Source organism: Alicyclobacillus pomorum DSM 14955 (assembly GCF_000472905.1).
Lineage (GTDB): Bacteria > Bacillota > Bacilli > Alicyclobacillales > Alicyclobacillaceae > Alicyclobacillus_A > Alicyclobacillus_A pomorum.
In genome coordinates this window covers 1-20,087 of sequence record NZ_AXAR01000025.1, presented here as the reverse complement: position 1 = coordinate 20,087, position 20,087 = coordinate 1, and the positions used below count along the sequence as shown (strand labels likewise).

Sequence of the window (20,087 nt, the reverse complement as noted above, 5' to 3'; positions counted from 1 at the left end):
CGGATGCGGATCGCTCCTTCGAACCCTAGAAGCATGGAGATTCATCGTGAGGCGAGCAAGAATTTCGATTCGTACCATCGGCTCGGGCGAATTTCGGCACCAACGCTTATTATTCACGGCGAGGATGATTGGGTCTTCAGTCCGAAGCATGCCAAGATTCTGAANCGTCGTATTCCAGNCTCCAAGCTGATTCTATTTCCCCATGCGGGCCACGGTGTCTTTTCACAGGAGCATCGCAAGGTTCTGGAAGAAATCCGTCGTTTCATCGATTGACCTGCATGAACGAAACAAAAAGACGACTCTGATTCATTTTGAATGAGCAGTCGTCTTTTTCACTGACTGTTGGGCTTCGGCGATCGCGGTTTCAGCGTACCGACTGCAGCCAGCTTTGTTCCCCAGCCGCCGCATGTCCGGCTATCCGACTCGGTGTACGCTCCTCATTGGAGATCATCTCGCTAATCTAAGTACTCTCGTAGATTACTATCTGCCCAAACCATCTATAGATCTCATCACTTTACGTATGTCCAGACTACTCAAAGACCGCCTGCCCACAGCAACAGATGACTCTTCCTCGCACAAAGAAGATACGAAAGAGATTTGGTTGGAGGGTGAAGTAGATGAGCCAAACGATCTATGAAATCCTTGAAAACATGTGTATTGGTCGCGTGGAATTCGTGTCACTAGATGAAATAAAAGTTTTGCTTGACGTTGAAGCACCTGATTTTGTTGCCTTGAACGCTGGGTCGCCTCGCCCATTTCCACGCGTTCATGGATACATTCTCATTCCTAATGACGATGGATACATAGTGGGACAAATTGAATGGATCACCGTAGAACGTTCAACTGAGTCAGGAGGCGTTACCAGTCAAGCGGTCATCAATGTAACCAAGTAAGACATCAAGTTAGTCGTTTTAATATCAATGGAATCGGGTAAGAGGGGGTGACTAACCCCCGTCTTCCACACCACCGTACGTACCGTCCGGTATACGGCGGTTCATGTTGTGTAACGAAGTGAATCGTACCGTTCGACTAAGCTTACAAGTCCTTGGTTGCGCCAATAGGCAATTCCAAGGGCTTTGTTCACTTGTGGCGTATTTGCGAGGCGCCAATACCCTTTTCGGGAAGCGCTTATGAGTGCTGCCCATTCGTTTGGAATGCCGAGTGCTACTAGATTGCGTTTCTTTGTTTTAGGTTTCTTCCATTGTTTCAGAAGGCACATTCGTAGTCGTCGGCGTATCCACTCGTCAAGTTCGGCGAAGACACTCCTGGTTTCGGCGTGGCGGTAGTAGCCGGCCCACCCACGTAGGTAGGCGTTGAGCCGTTCGAGTCTGTGGCCCATTGATTGTCCTTTGCTTCGCTTCGTCAGTTCACGGACTTTGTCCTTGAAGCGCTTGAGGGACTTGGGGGCTACTCGGATTTTCGGCCGTTGGTGCCACGTGAATGAGAAACCCAGAAATTTGCGCTTCCAAGGTCTGTCTACTGCACTCTTTTCCGCATTTACCCTGAGCTTTAATCGTCCTTCTACAAATCTTCGCACACTCTCCATAACCCGTTCTCCTGCTCAACGACTGCGGACGTAGACATTACAGTCATCTGCATAACGGGCGAATCGGTGCCCTCGGTGCATAAGTTCCTTGTCCAGGTCATCCAGCATAATGTTCGCCAGTAGCGGACTCAGCGGTCCGCCTTGCGGAACGCCCTCGTCTGTTGTTACGCAGACTCCGTTGCACATGACACCGGCTTCTAGATATCGCCTAATGAGCCGTAACACTCGTTTGTCCTTAACTTTTCGAGCCACTCTTGTCATCAGAATGTCGTGGTTTACTCGGTCAAAGAATTGGGCAAGGTCAAGGTCTACAAGCCAGCGATATCCTTGGGCGATGTAGCTTTGTGCCTGTTTCACTGCCTGGTGAGCACTATATCCTGGTCGGAACCCGTAGCTGTACGGTGAGAACTCTGGGTCAAAGATGGGTGTGAGCACTTGCAGAAGGGCCTGTTGAATCAGGCGGTCCAGCACCGCTGGTATCCCTAGCATCCGCTTGCCACCGTCTGGTTTCGGGATTTCGACTCGACGTACGGGCATCGGTTGGTAGGTTCCACGAAGGAGTTCGTCACGGATGCGCGTCCAGTTGTCCATCAGGAATGGTCGAAGGGATTTTATCTCCATTCCATCGACTCCTGCGGCACCCTTGTTCTTCTCCACACGGCGCAGGGCCGAGAGCAGGTTCTCCCGCTCTACTACCTGTTCCATCAGGTTCGTACAATTCACTTCGCGGATTGGTTCGTTGGGTCGTGCCGGAGAGAAACTCGGCGCTTCCTCGGTCCCCCGTGGATTCACCACTTCCTCCTGAGGATAGCTCCCTTTCGGGATATTCGGCTGTCTATGCTTCTCTCTCGAACTTGCCATGAACAACCCTCACAGTCCTTCCCTGCTCTGGCGTCCCTTTGCAGGTACTATGACCTCTGCTGACTCCTCTCTCTATGATCTTTCGTTTTCTCCCGTAATCTAGCTCAATCACAGTATTTCTCGTTTGACCTGACAGACAGATTTGACCGATAAGGAGGACAGAGTCCATCTTTCGGACACAAGGGTATGTGGAAACAAGGGCCGAGCCCCTTTTTCTAAAATATGGTCGCACATTGGATGTCCACATGCACCTTTGTGGCTTACCCTCTCATGTCTCACAGGGTCTCATTGGAGCCCGCTACATTCCATCGTTCTGCCGGTCCGACACACTCCTAAGATAAAAACTATTGATGAAAAGGTGATTTTACTCCGTGCCATCAATGACATGTCGATAAACTATGCCTCTCTTATAAACCTATTCGCAGCCCCGCAGGGCTACGAATAGCCGATGGACAAGAAGACAGGCTTACCTTCACGCTGTGCCTTTTGGAAAGCCTTGGGACCCCAAGGAAACCAATCCACAGGATTGTATGCATGCTGTAATAAGTACGGACTTTTTTCGTGTATCAGTCGGTTCGGCTTACGTGTATTTGTCTCGCTCATTCGTTCTGCCTCCGTTATGTAAGACTTATAGGTAAGTATATCCTATCGTAAGAAAAGAAAAAGCATCGATGCTCATTAGCCGATGCCGTAGCCTGACGCTTTATCTATTGTCCCAGTAAGAGGGATGTCCCCAAGCCCCAAGGATTCATACACTAATCAGTACAACGCCCAGGGTAACAAGTATTGAGCTCATCCAAGTGACCCATGTAAGGCGTTCTAAGTTTTTCATGAGAAGAGAGGACAGCAGAGCGACGATAACTGGTTGAATACTGCTGATCATGGAAACCTGTGAGACGGGAATCGAATCACACGCGTCAAAGAACGACAGGACTGCCGCGGCACTTACAAATCCAGCTGTAACAATATATGGATTGGGATTCTTCAGAAAAGGTCTGATGACACTTCCGAACCGCCCGAACATGTAAAGCAATAAAGTGTAGGCAACGAGTGCTGAGAGCGTATCCAGTGTTCCAGCAAGTGGGGCAGTAATGGAAGTATCGACGCCCACTTTCCGAAACGTATGCCCAACACCCTGAAAGAGTGTTGCGAGAATCGCAACCATCACGCCCTGTTTAAAGAATCCACCGATAAACCGAGATGGAAACCACGCTCGTTCAACAGAAATCAGAATCATGCCAACCACCAAACAGAGCATCCCATATATATCGGAAACGTTAAATTTTTCCCGCAATATTGTGATGGCGATGGCTAAAGTGACAATTGGGGCCATGGCATTGATGATGACCCCGCGCGTCGCACCGATTCGTGCAATTGCTGCATACAACGCGAGCCTTCCAAATAATGTACCAACAAGTCCGGAAAGAACACAAAATCCTACTGCCCTCTTCCAATCAGTACCTGATATGACCGAAGCAGAAGGGTTGGTAAATATTTTAAGGATAAAGCATAAGAAGAGCACAGTGCTACTGATTAGCAGGATTAGGAACAAGCCGTTGTCTAGTTCATCTGTCTTTGTTTCTGCCTGGCCCTTGCGTAATAAGATATAGGACGAGGCATAGCAGATGGCGGAGACCAGTGCTGCAACTTCTCCGGGCAACATGTACTCCTCCTTCAAGGTGCATCTGACCCTTATTGAATGCAGCCTCACGACTTTTTTTTGACCTCACCACGTATTGTGCTGAACCAGGGGCTCGTCGTTATTTTGCAAATCGCTGATATAAACACATCTCACGTCATAAGTTTTCTCAGTGCAAATCCATTTTGATACACAAATATGTATAACAGCATACAAAATGGAATTGTAACGAGAGAGAACAGAATAAGCAATAACTGATGCTAGTCATTGGGGGCACGCCACACAGTATGATATGGATGACCTATGTACAGAAGAGGTACACTCCTTCAACACTACACCTGTCATCACAACCAACACGTAAGTCATCATGAACCACAAGTGTACGTAACCAATGTATGTTGCTTGTCTTATCGATATTCGCTCGTTTGGGCCATTCAAAACTGGATGTTCTGCATCGTCATGGATCTGCCGTCAAGAAGATTAGATACATAAAATTAGACACCCTGGCCATTGATATTACCCCTGGTCATCTTACTACATTTCAAGACTGTTCCCGGCCAACCGATTGGCTGAATCACTCTTGAACCACTCTTCCAGCATCTTTGGAAATACCTTGAGTCTAATTACCTCTCCCGTGATACCGAAAACAATCCGACCGCCTTTACCTAAGGAGACGCCGTAGATATGAAGTTGTTGAACCATGAGTAAAACTCCGACCAATCGATTCAACACCCGATATAAGGGGCCACCGTTCGGAATGGCTGTAATACCGAATGTAGGTCCTGGCGTCTTTGCCTTCGAAGCAAGTGCGTCCGACGTAACAGAAAAGCCTAATTGATGATCAAAAGGACGGGGCGTGACGCCGGTAATACCAAACGTATTTTGGACGAGACCCCAACCCACACCGAGGTTCAACAGAGCTAAAATCATGCGATCCAATTCATTGTTTTTTCTCGCTTGCAACACCTTCTGTAACGCTTTGAATCGAAACCACTCCGATTGTACGCTGAAGACAATGCCGGCTCCTACGAACGTTGGATCGTGTATATATGCTTGTCCTGTGAACAGAAGGTACGCCAGTAGGGCCTCAATTTTCACGTAGGCTTGTGCCGTTGGGCCTCCTTCCGGAGAATTCCCTGGCGCCCGGAGGTAGCGGGCAATACCGGACGTTAATCGTGAAAAGATGGGGCCACGAAGAACAAAGTAGAACTGTCCATTTCGAAATGTCACAACGTTGATATCGACATATCCCAGTACCATCAGCAATGCAAGGATTTGTCCCAATTGCCGCTGTGGAAGACTGAGCAGTTGTCGTTGCGAAAGATTGAGCAATGGCGTCATTGCGAATCCACCATTCCTGAGCGTCTTCGCTCTTCTTCATCTTGAGACCACAGCCAAACTGGCGTTAGTTTCGCAATGGCGTAGACCGTTATGATGGCAAACCCGGCCACCGAGACATAGCCGAATGCATCCCGGATCTTGTTGGTTGTCTGATTCACATCCTTGTCGCGTGGAGTACGTTGATTCATGGCAATAAGCACCCCTTATGAAGGCATGAAGAAGAAAAAGAAAAATAACGCTACGCCTGTAATGATTAAGACCCAGTCGTGAAAGATATCGGATTTTTTAAATCGAGTTTCTGTCATGTTCCCCACCTCGTGCCACAAACGTTGATGTGGCATTGTATGTTGAACGACGTCTCGGGAACTGTGCGAAACACGGGATTCGAGTAACAAAAATCACCGTTGACCACCGAATTTAGTAGAAAATGGATTACACACCGAAAGCACATCGAATACAGCCCCTATCACAAGAGCGTAATTCATCGCGCTTCACTTAGCGGCGTCGAGGTCCCAGCACCGCCACACTTTGCGATTGGGTCCGAACAGGCGTATCATCAAAAAGTACAAACGCAATGTGACAGATGATGACAAAACCGGGTGAGCTACGTGGCAAGACGAGGTCGTTTTGCACCCACTCCTTCGGGACAACTGCATATTGGCAATGCGTACACAGCACTGTTGGCGTGGTTACAGATGCGAAGCGCCGATGGCCTGTTCGTACTGCGCATGGAGGATATTGACAAGCCCAGGTGCAAGCCAGAACTGGCAGACCTGGTGATGGAGGATTTGCGCTGGCTCGGAATCGACTGGGATGAAGGACCAGATGTCGGCGGGCCCGTTGGTCCTTACACGCAAAGCCAGCGAGAGGATCTATACCAAGCGGTGTTTGAGAAGTTGCTCCGTGACGGATGGATTTACCCCTGTTTTTGCAGCCGCGCGGATCGGATGGCGATTGCAAGCGCTCCGCACGGGCTATCCAGTACAAACATGTTCGCGTGCAGGTGCAGGACCTTGACATCACAACAACGGGTAGAGAAATCAGCCGTCAAAGTGCCTTGTTACCGCTTTCGGATGCCGGATGCCCCTGTCCACTTTGTGGACGCAATCGCCGGGCCACAACTGGTCCCTGCGGGACACAGTAGGGACTTGATTCTCAAGCGAGCGGACGGGGTCTTCGGCTATCAGCTGGCAGTGGTTGTGGATGATGCGACCATGGGAATCACGGATGTGCTTCGCGGCTGGGATTTGCTGGACTCCACGCCGTTGCAACAGATGCTGTACAAAGCCCTGGGTTGGGAGGCTCCGCAATTCGCGCACGTTCCGCTGCTCTGTGATTCCGATGGCCGCAGGTTGTCCAAGCGAAGCGGATCCATCGCCATCGCTTCGATGCGCAAAGCTGGCGTGGCGCCGGAGCAAGTCATCGGTCTGTTGGCCTTTATCAGTGGTTTACATGACAGGCTCGAACCGATGAAGGCTGTGGATCTCATTTCGGTGTTTACGCTGGACAAAGTGCCACGCGGTGTCATAAAGGTCAGTGAAGACGTGCTGCAGTTCGTCTTCACAGGAGCAGAGCGTTCGCCATCCAAAATCAAACAGTGACCGCGGTACCGGGTCACTGTTTCATGTTGCTGCCACCCATCAGGATTTAGTCGGACGGAACCTCATGGCAGACCAGATGTCATCCACCGAAATCAAGGTGACACCGTCCCATCCGATTGATGCATGATTGAAATTATGACAACGACTCCAACAGTCGCTTGCGTTCGCCCGCAACCGCTTCGAGACGTGCGTTCACACCGTCATACTCACGCTGCAACTGAGTCCGAATCGACTCGACGATGCTCCGCTGCCCAAGCACTCGTTGCTTCGACTCCTTCAGTCGGTCCTGCACCATCCAATCAGCAAAGGCGTGCGCATAGCTGCGCACGCCTTGTAGGGGTTGATGGATAACACGTTGCGATTTAGCTTTCGAAATCCACCGCGACGGAGCTCTCCACAACTTGTCCCACGAATTTCAGAAGTTCCTGATGGACCGGGTGTACTTGGTAGGACTGCATGCTGGCGAGGTCATCGAGCTGCGCGATGAGTCCGACATCGTAGGACCGGGCGGATTGGACCACATCTACGCCAGCTTGAATCTCCCTCAACCCGGGAATCTTCCCCTTCATGTCCAGTATCTTTGCCACGAGCTGTTCTGCCTGGTCTTTGCATTCCGGCTTCAGCCGGAAAAACACCGCGTGAGTGAACAAGTACACGACCTCCTAGCGCTTGCGGCTTACCGAAGCAACAATTTTATCGCCAATCCACTGCATGACTTGAACCATGACAATCATAATCACAATGGTGACAAACATCACGTCGGTTTGAAAGCGTTCGTATCCGTAACGAATGGCTAAGTCGCCAAGGCCTCCGCCGCCGACGACCCCGGCCATGGCCGAGTAACTGATGAGAGCGACGGCCGTGATGGTGACACCAGAAATCAACCCCGCCTTTGCCTCCGGCAACAGGACTTTGAACACAATCTGCCACGTGGACGCACCCATCGCTTGAGCCGCTTCGAGCACGCCCGGATCTACTTCGCGCAAAGCCGTCTCTGCCAAACGCGCGAAGAACGGGGCGGCACCAACGACCAGTGGAACAATCGCTGCATTCGTGCCGATGGACGTTCCAACGACCCATTCCGTGAATGGAATAATCGCTATCAACAGGATGATAAACGGTACCGACCGAAAAATATTCACTATCACTGAAAGAAACTCGTACAGCACGCGATGCCGTACCAGATGACCGCGGGAAAACAGATACAAAAATACGCCAATCGGCAAACCAATGACAACAGAAAGCAGCGTGGATACGCCGACCATGTACAGGGTGTCGACGCTGGCTTGCCACACTTCCGACCACACAATATCCGCAAACATCCGTTACACCTCCACCGTGGTCCTGTCTTGTGAAATCTCAGTCACACCACAGCCGCGGGCGGCCAATTCCGATATGGCCGCGGTGACGGCACGACGGTTACCGTGCCATGCCACAAGCAACTTCCCGTAAGGCACGTCCTTCAACGTACCAATCGTTCCCTCCAGAATGCTGAAGGTAGAATCCGTGGCACGCGCAACTTCTGAGAGCACGGGCGCGTACGTGGTGTCCCCTACGAACGTCACCTCAAACACAGGTGCAGCCACATCAGCCAGTGCCGGCGACGAACTGGTGCTATTTTCGGTCTGCAGTAACCGGCGAGTGACGTCGTGCTGTGGGTGGAGGAACACGTCCGCCACTCTGCCGATTTCCACGATGTTTCCATGGTCCATGACAGCAACTCGGTCACAGACGCGTTGAATCACCGACATTTCATGCGTGACGAGGACAATCGTCAAATTCAATCTGTCGTGGATGTCCAACAACAGATCCAGGATGGATTGCGTCGTGTCTGGGTCCAGCGCAGATGTGGCTTCGTCGCAGAGCAGCACATCCGGGTCGTTTGCCAGTGCGCGGGCAATCGCCACCCTCTGCTTTTGTCCCCCGGACAGCTGAGCAGGATAATGCTTCTCATATCCACGCAACCCCACAAGGTCCAGGAGCGCGTGAACTTTTTCCATCGCGATGCGCTTTGGAACCTTCGCTAAGCGCAGCGGAAACGCAACATTTTCTGCCACAGTTGCAGAGTGCAATAGGTGAAAATGCTGAAAAATCATACCAATTTTCTTGCGCGCTTGCTGCAGTTCACGGTTTCCGAGCGCTGTCATGTCCTGCCCGTTAATCCGCACCTGTCCTTGCGTGGGCCGCTCCAAAAGGTTAATGCACCGTAACAACGTACTCTTGCCGGCGCCGGAATAACCAATCAAGCCAAATATCTCACCGCGCTCAATCTGTAAAGAGACGTCGCGGACCGCCGTCAACGACTGTTTGCGCGAAGTGTACGTCTTTGTAATTCGCTCAAGGGAAATCACCGCTGCTCCTCCTTCTGCCTCGTCCTCTGATGCGCAAAACCCCATAAAAAAACGCCCGAGAAGGGCGAGTTTCGACTGCTCTTCTCTCATCTTTCGGACACGGTTCTCTGTTTGTCCGCAGGAATTGGCACCGTCATTTTGCGGTTGCCGTGGCTTCACAGGGCCTGTCCCTCAGCCACTCTGGATGAGAACTGCGCGTATTCAATTCCGCTTCGGCGAATCTAGCAAACACGAGTACGCCGATGACAATAGCTTGTATTGTATTCCGAAAAAAGATTTTGTCAAGTGATTGACAACTAGATTCCCGCGCCCTATTATCAAATCACGTAACGCCAGCTGGCGATATCCAAAAACCCGTCGCACAGGTGCGATGCGGTCATACAGAAAAGCTCTTATCGAGAGAAGGCTGAGGGACTGGCCCTATGACGCCCGGCAACCGGCACATGTGCACGGTGCTAACTCCTGCGGAATGAACATTCCGGGAGATAAGAGGTGCGAGACTACAAAGACGCCCTCTTTTCGACTGGAAAGAGGGCTTTTGATATGTCCGAGTCTCTCGACGAGCTACAAGATGGAGAGGAGAAATCAGGGTGAAGAAAACATCATGGTTGAAGTTGGCAGCCACCACACTGATGGGAGCCGCATTGGTTGCAGGCTGCGGCGCATCCAACAACGACGCGAACACGGAACAAGGCACAACCGGTGGAAAAAAGGAAGTTGTCCTGAAAGTCGGTGCAAACCCAACGCCGCATGCGGAAATCTTAAATTACGTAAAACCTCAGTTGGCAAAGGAAGGCATTGACCTCCAAGTCGTGGTATATCAGGATTATGTTCAGCCAAACCGAGCCTTGGCTTCCGGTGATCTCGATGCGAACTATTTCCAGCACGTCCCGTATCTGAACGACTACAACAAAAAGAACGGTACAGATCTGGTTCCGACGGTGTCCGTGCACTTTGAACCGCTCGGCCTGTACGGCGGCCGCAGCAAGTCGCTCAAGGACGTAAAAGACGGTGCTACCGTCGCAGTCCCGAACGACACCACCAACGAAGCTCGAGCACTCTTGTTGCTGGAGAGCGCAGGCCTCATCAAGTTGAAGCAGCCTGAGTCGCTGTCCGAGACCGTCAATGACATTACGGACAACCCGCATCACATCAAGATTACGGAAGTAGAGGCAGGAACCATTCCGCGCGTCCTGAGAGATGTGGACTACGCCGTAATCAATGGCAACTACGCCGTGGATGCAGGTCTGAAAGTATCGGATGCACTCATCGCGGAAAAGGCAGATTCGCTCGCGGCGAAGACCTATGCGAACTGCGTGGTGGTCCGTAAAGGCGAAGAAAACAATCCGGCCATTGTCGCGCTCGACAAGGCCCTCACCTCGCCGGACGTGGCCAAGTTCATCAACGACCATTACAAAGGTTCCGTCGTCCCAGTGTTTAACGCCATCAGTCACAAAGGCTGAACACAGCCATTGTCTATATGTGAAAAAAAGAGGCGCCGAAGTGAGAGCACTGCAAAACGAATACAGTAATTGTAAAGAACACCCCCAGTACAGTCTTGGTGCTGGGGGTGTTGTATAATTTTAAGAAAAAAGGAAGGCTCGGATGCTCCACTCCAGAAACCTCTTCAGGTGATTCGGGAGGCAGCCAAAAGACTACAGCGAGCACGCGGAGTACCGAATAGAAAACCGGTAAGGGCGTAAGACCCGTTACTCTATCATGATCGGCCTCCACACCTTGGACAGATCGGACGAAGGACTGAAAGGGCAAAGACCCGTTGAGACATGGGAATGTGAATCCCAAGGCATGCTGTGGAGAAGTGTGTGCAGAATAACCATAATTTGGGTAGACATGACGTGTCTTCTGTTCCTGTATGCCCTTAAACGGGATCGAATGACCAGAGAACAGGTCAACCCAGCGTACTCTTCCATTTCCCCCCAAAGGAACGTGCGGATCGTGGTGAAATCCTGCGAATGAGTGAGAATACGTGAGATATGAGTTACTTAGGAGGGAACGGCTTTCGTTGTAAATGCAAAACGAATGGTACAGCTGATAAATAAAATGCAGCCTTCCTCTTGAGCGAGGAAAGCTGCATTTTTACTGATCTTTCATCCAATAAAGGGATCTGTGTGGGATTAGCAACTACGTTGCTCTTTAAATAACCCCTTTTGCAGTGCTCTCCGAAGTGGCGCCTCTTTTTTTCTATCAGCGGGTTTACAGCATGGCGACAGACAACCGGTTCAACACACGAGTGGAATTTTGCAAACCGCTCATATCGGAACTTGTAAGTACACGAGGTTCGACTAATCGTGGGCACGTCCGCGTACACATGAAAAAGTGTGGTTGTCCGCCAGCTGCTGGCCTATTTCCGAACTTCCGGTCGGAGATTTTATGGAAGGGAGATGGCTAACTGTTGAACGCGTCTTTTCCAGTTCGCGAGTCCACCATTTTCAGCATCTCCGAGTTCACGGCCCGGGCGCTAGGACTTCTGTTTCTCGCGAAGTTCGTGGCGTTATTCGGTCTCGGTTCCAGTGGTCTCTTTCGGACAGTACTTCCAGTCATCGGAATTGCATGCGCCATCGGCAGCGTGGGAGTGCCTCAGGCAGTCACTCGGCTGGTATCGGCCAGCGACGTCCAAGAGCGGCATACCCTATATAGAGACCACTTAACCGTGACCGCAGCGACAACCGTGCTTTCCATGGGGATCACCATGGCCCTGTTGCTCGGCCTCATCCAAATGTCCCGCATCGGACACTTCGGCGATGCAGACATGGTTCGGCTACTGCTCAACTCTCTGCCACTCTTACTGATTACATGCATCTCCGGTACGACACGCGCCATGTTGTTGGGAATGGGCATGAATTTTGTCACCGCGGCGTCGCAAATTCTGGAGGCCTCTGTCCGACTTGGACTCGTCATTGCTGCCGCATCCGCCCCCGTCAAAAAACTGGACTTTTCGGGTGCTGAGGCGGGCATCTACATGATTACTACCTCCGAGACGATGGCACTGCTATTTCTCTTGGCCGTCCTTGGATTCTCGTTGTCCACAAAGAGGCTGCGCGTCATCCATCGCTCCGTCTCTCTTCGCCACCGCATACAAACTTGGTGGTCCATTCTCCGCATGTCCATCTCCCCGACCACACAGTCGTTGTTGGCCAGCGCAGGCTATGCGCTGGAGCTCCCTCTGGCGGAACATTTCCTGGCAGTGCAGTTCGGAGAGCATCAGGCTGAAGCGCTGGTTGCTGAATACGCGGCGGTTGCAATTCCTCTGCTGTGTGCACCGATGTTTGTGACAGATGGAATGGCCACGGCCCTGTTACCTGCGCTGACAGCGCAACGCGCGCAGCGCGGTAGAGCCAGCCTAAGCGCAGCACTGTTCAGTACCATCCGAGCGGTGGCCATGATGTCCATTCCCGTGAGCGCAGGCCTGTACATCCTGGCACCTGTGCTGTGTCGTTGGTTTGGAGCTGGACACGCTGCCCTGCTGCTGTGTTGGTTGGCACCGCTCGCGTTCCCTTTGTATTTGCAGGCACCCTTGGCTTCTATCTTGCAGGCGCAGGGCAGGGGGCGCGCGCTATTGTACGCCAGCCTGTTTGGAGATCTCGTGCGCATTGCTTCCTTGTACGTATGCCTTGGTCCCCTTCACCTCGCGGAGTTTGGATTGGCGTTGGCTTGCGCGATTTCCGTGGTCTCACAAACCCTTGTGCTGCTCACCATGGCGCTCCGCCTGTCACCCGTCTCCACCCCGTGGAGTACCCTTTGCCATTCGGTATTCAGCAGTGTGGTCGTGGGCGCAGTTTGCCTGGTGGGGTTGCACGTACACCATGCACTGGGGTTTGAACAAGCTCCGTGGGTGTGGTTGGTACTTGCGGTAACTGCGAGTGCTCTCTATTTATTCATAGCAGGTGAGATTTCACCGGCTGCCCTCGGCAGCCTTCCGGTCGTGGGGAGTCGCTTGCGGCAAATTGCTGAATTCGGGTTGCGGCGGATGATTGAATAAGGGAGATACTCACTTTCTGATACGACTTTCGTCTCAACCCAGATAAAGGTACAATGAGACGGACGGCCCTTGTCTCAGGAGGTGAGCTGGATGCTTTTCATTGACAATCAGGATATTACGGATCCGAGGATCAACCTCGCGATTGAAGAATTTGCAGTCAAACATCTGGACATCGAACAGACGTACTTGCTGTTCTACGTCAATCAACCGTCCATCATCATCGGTAAGAATCAGAACACGTTTGAAGAGATCAACGTGGACTACGTCCGCGAACACGATATTATTGTTGTGCGCCGCTTATCCGGCGGCGGTGCCGTGTACCACGACCTCGGCAACTTGAACTTCAGCTTTATCACCAAAAACGATGGAAACAACTTTAGCAATTTCCGCAAGTTTACGGAACCCGTGGTGCAAGCGTTGCAGGCCGTCGGCGTTCCCGCAGAGCTTAGCGGTCGGAACGACATCCTCGCGAATGGCCGAAAAATCTCCGGCAACGCGCAGTTTGCCACACGGGGACGAATGTTCAGCCATGGTACGCTGATGCTTAATACCAACATCGACGACGTCGTGAAAGCCTTGAATGTGAAGGCCGACAAGATTGAGTCGAAAGGCATCAAGTCGATTCGCAGCCGGGTCGCAAACATCAGTGAGTTTCTCGACCGTCCGATGAACATGTCGGAATTCAAGCGCTGGTTGCTAGAGTTCATCTTTCAAGGGCAGTCTCCGATTCCAGAGTACAAGCTGACGGACGCAGACTGGCGAGTCATCCGCCAAATCTCGGCGGATCGGTACCAAAATTGGGACTGGAACTACGGCAAGTCTCCGGCGTTTAACGTGCAGCGCTCCCACCGGTTCCCTGTCGGGTCCATTGACGTTCGACTGGACGTGCAGCGTGGCATCATTGAGTCTTGTAAGATTTACGGCGATTTCTTTGGTATTGGCGACGTAGCGGACCTGGAACAGCGACTCATGGGTACGCGGTACGAGCGCGACGACCTCGCCGCTGCGTTGGCGGACGTGGACATCTCGCACTACTTTGGCAACATCACGAAAGACGAGTTTCTCCAACTGATTTACTAAGAGGGGGTTATTTCATGGCGTGCGCATGTGGAAACAATGCCTGCAGCTGCAAGACACCGGAAACGATTCACCTCATGGACGAGGCAGGTATCGTCCATCCGTTTTACATTGCAGATAAAGTGGAAATCAGCGGAAAACAGTACGCATTTGCGGTTGGTTTGGAAGAAGTTGAACAGTATGCGCTGCTGCGCGTCAACACAGGGGACGACGGCAAACCGGTCTATGAAAACATCGACGATGAGGCAGAGTGGGCAGCCATTCAGGACTACCTGGCCAACGTCCAGTAGTGAAAGCGAGCGAAATACAGCATGTCCAGGTATGCGAACAAAATTACGGCAGGGACCATCGGGACGGTTGTGCGTGACGATGGCGCACTCCTCTTGCTGCAGCGGCAGAAGGAACCGTTTGTCGGCAAGTGGTGCATGCCAGGGGGCAAGATTGAGTTCGGCGAACACCCTTCTGCAGCGATGATCCGCGAATTCCGCGAAGAAACGGGATTGATAGCGGACATCGAACGCTTCTGTGGGGTGGCGTCAGAAATCGTACCCGCTGGAAACGAACAAAGCCATTTTCTGCTCTATGTCTTCCGCCTCCGCATCGTGAACGGGTCTGTGCTACACGGCGGCACAGAAGAAGGTCCGCTCGAATGGTTTTCACCGTCCAACCTGAGTGGTCACACCATTCCATCGGACCAATGGATGATTGAGCATATGCTCTTGCGCGAAGATGGGCCCAAACTTGTGGAACTCGCTTCGACAGACACAGCGTCGTCCATCGTTCGTACACATTGACGAGGCGCTCACACACGGCATGGACAAGCTTTGCGGCAACACGTACTCGTTGCATCGTAGAGCATTGACATCTGATAAATCATAGAAGCCTGGGAGCCACAGCGCTCCCAGGCTCATTTTATGGGCGTTCGTCCGATTCTGCGGATCCATGTGGTGGTCGTTCACGCACCATACGGCCTTCTGTCGGATGGGACCTCCCCAACAGAACCGTCTTCAACTCTTCAACACTGTTCACCAGTGCGCTCGGGCGTTCTGACTCCAATTCCAATCGCGATCCGTATCCGTACAACACCCCCACTACATCGATGCCGTTCTTGCGCGCCCCCATCACATCAAACTTCCTGTCCCCAATCATCACCGCGCGCCGAACATCCCTTACGCCCACGGCCTCCATCGCTGCCGCGACCACCTCGTCCTTGTTCGAACGCCGGCCGTCTAACTCACTGCCTACGATGGCGGCGAAATGCTGGGCAAGTCCAAAATGCTCGCAAATTTTCTTGGCATACACGGTTGGCTTTGATGTGGCAACAGCCAAAATCCCGCCGTTGGCTCTGAGCTGTGACAGCAGTTCCTCAATGCCGGGAAACACCGCGTTCTCAAACATGCCCCGCTCTTCAAAGCGTTCCCGGTAGTAACCTAGCGCTGCCCGCGCCGTCTGCTCATCCAAGTGATACGTGTCACGGAGCGCCTCCAATAGAGGAGGGCCGATAAAGGATTGGAGCTTGTCCGGATGTGGTTCGTGAATGCCTAGCTTTTCAAGTGCATATTGAATCGAGCGGACAATCCCCTCTTTTGGATCCGTCAATGTGCCGTCGAGATCGAATAAAATCCATCGATACATCAAGATTCAGTCAACACCTTAGGGTTTTCGCCTAGTATACCATGTCTTTCCGCTTGTACAGCGAAATCAGCAATCGCGCGATTCAACGCCGTCGGTGCCCGCCCAGGCAATTGATGCGTCATTCCTGGAATCAACACAGAAGTCGCGTTCGGCAAGTTGCGAGCCAGGATGCGCCCATAGGGCCGGAAGAGACGGTCTTTTCCACCATAGGCCAACAACACCGGTTGCTTGATATCCCCCAGTCGTGATGTACAATTGTAGGTCAAGCTTTCCGCAAAGTATTGTACTACACGCACGGGGTGACTACGTCTTCCCGCTCGATACATCGCTCGTTGCAACGGTCGGTACCCCGTGTTGGCTAGGGCAAGCCCATAGGCGAGCAGCCCCATGGCTTCGATTCTCGCCAACTGCACGCCGAGTTGGATTTCTCGTTTCACTAGGAAATCACTCACTTCCGACATCCCGCTGACGAAAATTCCCGCCTGAAATGTATCCGCGTATTGCAACATGGCTTCCATGGCCACCGTCGCTCCAGTCGAATATCCACACACAATCGCTTTGTCGATGGCCAACGCGTCGAGAAGAACCACTGCGTCATTCACAATGGTCTGATATGTAAGTCTGTCACTTCCCGGCTCACTATTGCCGTGACCGCGGATGTCAAATCCGACCACGCGAAATTTGTGGCATAATTCCTGAACCTGATACGCAAAGGAGACAGCACCAATCATCGGCGGGTGGATGAATAACATCGGCACGCCCGTCCCTTGATCAAAGTAGTGAATCTGTACGCCGTTGACTCGCATTGTTGGCATCAATGTCACCTTTCTGGCGCCCCATGTTACGCTCTCCTTTCATCGTCCCCGGAACGTCCGGTTTCATGTGGATACGGCGGCCACGTGCACGTCTCGGACCTCAGAACGTAGAAGTACCACGGACATTTCGCCGTCCAGCTTGTCCTATTAAAAGAGGACCATCAGATACGCTGATGGAACGAAAAACACCGTCCACACGGGACGGTGTTGTTATATGAAATGTGACGTTACATACAGTCGAGCTTAGGGAACAAATCACTCAGTGCCCTTCACCCTCATTTCAAAGATGCAAGCCGTTAGTGATGATGGTGGTCTTGAACGTCCTGCTGACAGCAAAGCACCGAAGACTCATGGGGATGATCTTGGTCTTCCACCTGAATAGTGACGTGTCCGATGTTCATGTGACTCAGTCGGTGCTCAATGTCGCGAAGCACGCCCTGGCTTCCCCGTACCGTCAGAGTGCCATCCATCACCACGTGACAAGACAACGCGTTCTTACCACGGGTAATACTCCACACATGCAAATCGTGGACATCGTGTACGCCAGGTACAGCGCGGATGGCCCGGATGACTCCCTCTATGTCCACATCTCTCGGCGTTCCTTCCATGAGGATAACCACCGTCTGTCGCACAAGCTGCCAAGCGCCAAAAGAAATGAGAATGGCAATGGCAACGCTCAACAGAGGATCTACCACGTACCAGCGTGTCAACGCGATGACGATTCCGCCAGCAATCACGGCCGCAGATGCGGCGGCATCACCGAGCATGTGGAGCACCGCGCTCTTAATGTTCATATTGTCCTCGTGCCTCATGCCGAGTCCGAGGTACAGATTCACGAATAAACCTATACCGGCGCTGATGAACATCCACGTACTTGTGACCGGTTCAGCGTGCTGAAACCGCTGAACGGCCTCCCATAGAATCCACAAGGTGATGACAATCAGGGTAATGCCGTTGACGAGCGCGGCCACAATGCCCGCTCGATAGTATCCGAACGTCATGGATTGATTCGATGGCTTCTCCGACTGCAGCAATGCGTACCACGACAGTCCAATGGCCGCCAAATCGGTTAGCACGTGCCCGGCATCCGAGAGCAATGCCAGACTGTGTGAAAGCATCCCGCCGGCAATCTCCACTGCAAAAATGCACAGCGTGAGCAAGAACGCCATCCTCATCTTACCCACGGGAGCATGTGAATGAAACACGTCTGAGTGGTCGTGGATATGTGCATGATGGTGTTCCATTCCATCGCTCCTTTACACTCCATTGGGCTTCAACAGTCCATTACTAACATTGTAGCGTCACGTGCCTTCGCTTGACAACGGCCGCTGCCCACGTCGAGTCAGCGCACCGTACTTTCCGTACGAAATACGGTTCCCCGCGCAGAAGCAATCAGTTTTCCGTCCTCGGACGTCACCGAAATCAGGTAGAGACCCGTGCGCCGGGTGAGGTTCGCCTGTTCCGCCGTGGCGGTCACGGTGGAGCCGATGGGCGCCGGTCGGCAGTACGTAATGTTTACATCCAGTGCAACCGCCTTGCTTCCGTACGAGTTACTGGCGAATGCAAGCGCCGAATCTGCCAACGCAAAGATGGCCCCTCCGTGCGGAGTTCCCATCGCGTTGGCCATCCAGGGTTGCACCTTCATACGGATGACAGCCCGTCCTAGTGAAATTTCGACAACTTCGATGCCAAGGTGCTGGGCAAATGGATCTGCTATGATCCGTTCCAGCACGTCCGCTGCAATTGCGTTGTTGTTGGGGTCAGTCATTTGCTGGAGCTCCTTATCAATACGGATGAGGTAGATGTCGCGACAAGCTTGTCCTCCTGGTACACTTCGCCCACAAGGTACGCAATGGTACGTCCGCATTGTCTAACGCGTGCCTCGATGTCGAGACGTCCAGAGCGGGCCGGTCGGTGGTACGTCGTCTGTAAATCAATAGAAGTGAAAGACTGATGGTCCTGGAGGCAGGAAGCGATAGCATAGGCCATGACAGCGTCTGTCGCAGCAGAGACCAGTCCGCCCATGATGACGCCATGTCCATTCAACAACATCTCACTTGCAACCCACTGTGCTTGCGCCACGCCCCGCTCACAGTGGACAATCTGTATGCCCATTGCCAAATCACACGGTGGAGGTGCAAGTTTTCCTTGCGTTACGGCCAGTAAGTCGCTGCATCGATACGGTTTATCCACGTCGAACATCCCGAATCGCCACGGTGCAGCGGGATACGCAAATCAGGTTTTCCTGTTCATCCACGATGCGGATATCCCAGACCATGGTCGTCTTGCCTTTGTGTAGAGGCGTGGCAATCGCAGTGACGATACCACTGTCCTTGCCTCGAATGTGGTTCGCGTTGATTTCCAAGCCGACAGCGATTTGTCGGTCCTGGTCAATCAAGTTCCATGTTCCGACGCTTGCCACCGTCTCCGCCAACGCGACAGACGCTCCGCCGTGCAAGATCCCCATCGGTTGCCGAGTGGCAGCGTGCACGGGCATGGTGGCAACCACCTTGTCCGGTGTGACCTCTGTGATTTCAATGCCTAGTGCCCCGACGAGTGTTTCACTGGGATTCAAAATCTTCTGTTCTTCCAATGTATGTCCCTCCTGGCTGTCACCTGCGGCTCTTCAACTCCCGAAGCCGCCCTACCATGTCCCACCTATGTACATCTGCAACGTAACACACCTATCCTGGGGGTGACAAGACTTTACCGTCGATAGAACAGCAGCTGACAGGATAGAAAAGGTGCCCTTTTATGAGAGCACTGCAAAAGGGGTTATTTAAAGAGCAACGTAGTTGCTAATCCCACACAGATCCCTTTATTGGATGAAAGATCAGTAAAAATGCAGCTTTCCTCGCTCAAGAGGAAGGCTGCATTTTATTTATCAGCTGTACCATTCGTTTTGCATTTACAACGAAAGCCGATAGATATGCCTGTATTCGCATGCCGAATAGACCACGGTACTTCGCCCTGGTTAAGCCATGGTGTCTCTTAAGTTCCGCGTTCTTGTGTTCAATAATGGGTCGTCGCCGGATGCGTGATTTAAACGTATCACTTTGCTCGAACTCCATGTGCTCTTTATAGTGTTCTGCGACGATCCGTATCGAGTAAGTTTTGGCTTTTGCATTCGGTTTGTAGCATCCATCGCGATGAGGGCAAACCTTGCATTTTTCTACATCAAAGTAAAAAACCATTGAACGACTATGACCAGAGTTCTTACT

The 20,087-nt window shown here is 52.2% G+C and carries 22 protein-coding genes, 2 pseudogenes and 2 riboswitches; of the genes and pseudogenes, 8 read left to right on the top strand and 16 right to left on the bottom strand.

Translation table 11 applies throughout. From position 1 onward, the window contains the following. Window positions 1-3: 3 nt before the first annotated feature. Window positions 4-273 (top strand): alpha/beta fold hydrolase, encoded by a 270-nt coding sequence (locus tag YWK_RS0116875; protein WP_084453824.1) that lies wholly within the window; start codon window positions 4-6, stop codon window positions 271-273. A gap of 344 nt (window positions 274-617) precedes the next feature. Then, window positions 618-893, top strand: coding sequence for a hypothetical protein (locus YWK_RS0116870; protein WP_026965723.1), 276 nt, complete (start codon window positions 618-620; stop codon window positions 891-893). A gap of 101 nt (window positions 894-994) precedes the next feature. On the opposite strand, the pseudogene ltrA reads toward YWK_RS0116870, so the two are convergent. From ltrA to YWK_RS0116845, 5 genes and pseudogenes are all read right to left on the bottom strand, one after another. After that, a pseudogene (gene ltrA, locus YWK_RS20520) lies at window positions 995-2,251 on the bottom strand (group II intron reverse transcriptase/maturase). Between the two features lie 594 nt (window positions 2,252-2,845). Beyond that, window positions 2,846-3,010 (bottom strand): annotated as a pseudogene (locus tag YWK_RS21655) (DUF255 domain-containing protein); the annotation flags it as partial. A gap of 145 nt (window positions 3,011-3,155) precedes the next feature. Beyond that, window positions 3,156-4,070, bottom strand: coding sequence for a DMT family transporter (locus YWK_RS0116855; protein WP_026965721.1), 915 nt, complete (start codon window positions 4,068-4,070; stop codon window positions 3,156-3,158). Between the two features lie 510 nt (window positions 4,071-4,580). Then, window positions 4,581-5,387 carry a hypothetical protein gene (locus tag YWK_RS0116850; RefSeq protein WP_026965720.1) on the bottom strand — a complete coding sequence of 269 codons (807 nt, stop codon included), beginning with the start codon at window positions 5,385-5,387 and terminating at the stop codon, window positions 4,581-4,583. Beyond that, window positions 5,384-5,575, bottom strand: coding sequence for a hypothetical protein (locus YWK_RS0116845; protein WP_026965719.1), 192 nt, complete (start codon window positions 5,573-5,575; stop codon window positions 5,384-5,386). Before YWK_RS0116845 ends, YWK_RS0116850 begins: the two co-directional genes overlap by 4 nt. A gap of 420 nt (window positions 5,576-5,995) precedes the next feature. Between YWK_RS0116845 and gluQRS the strand changes: the two genes are divergently transcribed. Then, the gene (gene gluQRS, locus YWK_RS0116835; RefSeq protein WP_245578656.1) at window positions 5,996-6,988 is read left to right on the top strand and encodes a tRNA glutamyl-Q(34) synthetase GluQRS; all 993 of its coding nucleotides are present in this window, start codon (window positions 5,996-5,998) and stop codon (window positions 6,986-6,988) included. A gap of 133 nt (window positions 6,989-7,121) precedes the next feature. Here the strand turns inward: gluQRS and YWK_RS22275 are convergent, their stop codons facing one another. The 4 genes from YWK_RS22275 to YWK_RS0116815 are packed head-to-tail and all read right to left on the bottom strand — an operon-like array spanning window position 7,122 to window position 9,339. Next, window positions 7,122-7,316 (bottom strand): hypothetical protein, encoded by a 195-nt coding sequence (locus tag YWK_RS22275; RefSeq protein ID WP_026965717.1) that lies wholly within the window; start codon window positions 7,314-7,316, stop codon window positions 7,122-7,124. Window positions 7,317-7,350: 34 nt separating this feature from the next. After that, complete coding sequence (locus tag YWK_RS0116825) at window positions 7,351-7,638, bottom strand: Dabb family protein (RefSeq protein ID WP_026965716.1); 288 nt, start codon at window positions 7,636-7,638, stop codon at window positions 7,351-7,353. A gap of 12 nt (window positions 7,639-7,650) precedes the next feature. Beyond that, the gene (locus YWK_RS0116820; protein WP_026965715.1) at window positions 7,651-8,310 is read right to left on the bottom strand and encodes a methionine ABC transporter permease; all 660 of its coding nucleotides are present in this window, start codon (window positions 8,308-8,310) and stop codon (window positions 7,651-7,653) included. A 3-nt stretch (window positions 8,311-8,313) separates the two neighbouring features. After that, on the bottom strand, window positions 8,314-9,339 hold the full coding sequence (locus YWK_RS0116815) for a methionine ABC transporter ATP-binding protein (RefSeq protein ID WP_026965714.1): 1,026 nt from the start codon (window positions 9,337-9,339) through the stop codon (window positions 8,314-8,316). A gap of 83 nt (window positions 9,340-9,422) precedes the next feature. Beyond that, a riboswitch (SAM riboswitch) is annotated at window positions 9,423-9,530 on the bottom strand. A 198-nt stretch (window positions 9,531-9,728) separates the two neighbouring features. Beyond that, window positions 9,729-9,831, top strand: a riboswitch (SAM riboswitch). A gap of 98 nt (window positions 9,832-9,929) precedes the next feature. On the opposite strand from YWK_RS0116815, the gene YWK_RS0116805 reads away from it, so the two are divergent. The 5 genes from YWK_RS0116805 to YWK_RS21230 all read left to right on the top strand — a co-directional run bounded on the left by YWK_RS0116805 (window position 9,930) and on the right by YWK_RS21230 (window position 15,210). After that, window positions 9,930-10,802, top strand: coding sequence for a MetQ/NlpA family ABC transporter substrate-binding protein (locus tag YWK_RS0116805; protein ID WP_026965713.1), 873 nt, complete (start codon window positions 9,930-9,932; stop codon window positions 10,800-10,802). 950 nt (window positions 10,803-11,752) lie between these two features. Further along, window positions 11,753-13,339 carry an oligosaccharide flippase family protein gene (locus YWK_RS0116800; protein ID WP_026965712.1) on the top strand — a complete coding sequence of 529 codons (1,587 nt, stop codon included), beginning with the start codon at window positions 11,753-11,755 and terminating at the stop codon, window positions 13,337-13,339. Between the two features lie 90 nt (window positions 13,340-13,429). Beyond that, the gene (lplA, locus tag YWK_RS0116795) at window positions 13,430-14,419 is read left to right on the top strand and encodes a lipoate--protein ligase (protein ID WP_026965711.1); all 990 of its coding nucleotides are present in this window, start codon (window positions 13,430-13,432) and stop codon (window positions 14,417-14,419) included. A 14-nt stretch (window positions 14,420-14,433) separates the two neighbouring features. Further along, a complete protein-coding gene (locus YWK_RS0116790) occupies window positions 14,434-14,706 on the top strand; it encodes a DUF1292 domain-containing protein (RefSeq protein WP_026965710.1) in 273 nt (90 codons plus the stop codon). 21 nt (window positions 14,707-14,727) lie between these two features. After that, entirely contained in the window at window positions 14,728-15,210 is a 483-nt protein-coding gene (locus YWK_RS21230) for an NUDIX hydrolase (protein WP_051375711.1), read from the top strand. Window positions 15,211-15,328: 118 nt separating this feature from the next. Here YWK_RS21230 and YWK_RS20510 read toward each other — a convergent pair whose 3' ends face one another. From YWK_RS20510 to YWK_RS0116750, 7 genes are all read right to left on the bottom strand, one after another. Beyond that, window positions 15,329-16,051 (bottom strand): HAD family hydrolase, encoded by a 723-nt coding sequence (locus YWK_RS20510; protein WP_084453822.1) that lies wholly within the window; start codon window positions 16,049-16,051, stop codon window positions 15,329-15,331. Next, entirely contained in the window at window positions 16,051-16,866 is an 816-nt protein-coding gene (locus YWK_RS20505) for an alpha/beta fold hydrolase (RefSeq protein WP_051375710.1), read from the bottom strand. Before YWK_RS20505 ends, YWK_RS20510 begins: the two co-directional genes overlap by 1 nt. Before the next feature lie 296 nt (window positions 16,867-17,162). Then, entirely contained in the window at window positions 17,163-18,110 is a 948-nt protein-coding gene (locus YWK_RS0116770; RefSeq protein WP_084453821.1) for a cation diffusion facilitator family transporter, read from the bottom strand. A 98-nt stretch (window positions 18,111-18,208) separates the two neighbouring features. After that, window positions 18,209-18,634, bottom strand: a complete 426-nt coding sequence (locus tag YWK_RS0116765) for a PaaI family thioesterase (protein WP_026965708.1) — start codon at window positions 18,632-18,634, stop codon at window positions 18,209-18,211. Further along, window positions 18,631-19,059: a PaaI family thioesterase gene (locus tag YWK_RS0116760; protein ID WP_026965707.1), complete on the bottom strand. Its 429-nt coding sequence runs from the start codon at window positions 19,057-19,059 to the stop codon at window positions 18,631-18,633. The genes YWK_RS0116765 and YWK_RS0116760 overlap by 4 nt, the downstream gene beginning before the upstream one ends. Further along, a complete protein-coding gene (locus tag YWK_RS0116755) occupies window positions 19,052-19,459 on the bottom strand; it encodes a hotdog fold thioesterase (RefSeq protein WP_026965706.1) in 408 nt (135 codons plus the stop codon). The genes YWK_RS0116760 and YWK_RS0116755 overlap by 8 nt, the downstream gene beginning before the upstream one ends. A gap of 265 nt (window positions 19,460-19,724) precedes the next feature. Further along, the coding region (locus YWK_RS0116750) for a transposase (protein ID WP_211231422.1) at window positions 19,725-20,087 on the bottom strand (363 nt) is incomplete at its 5' end.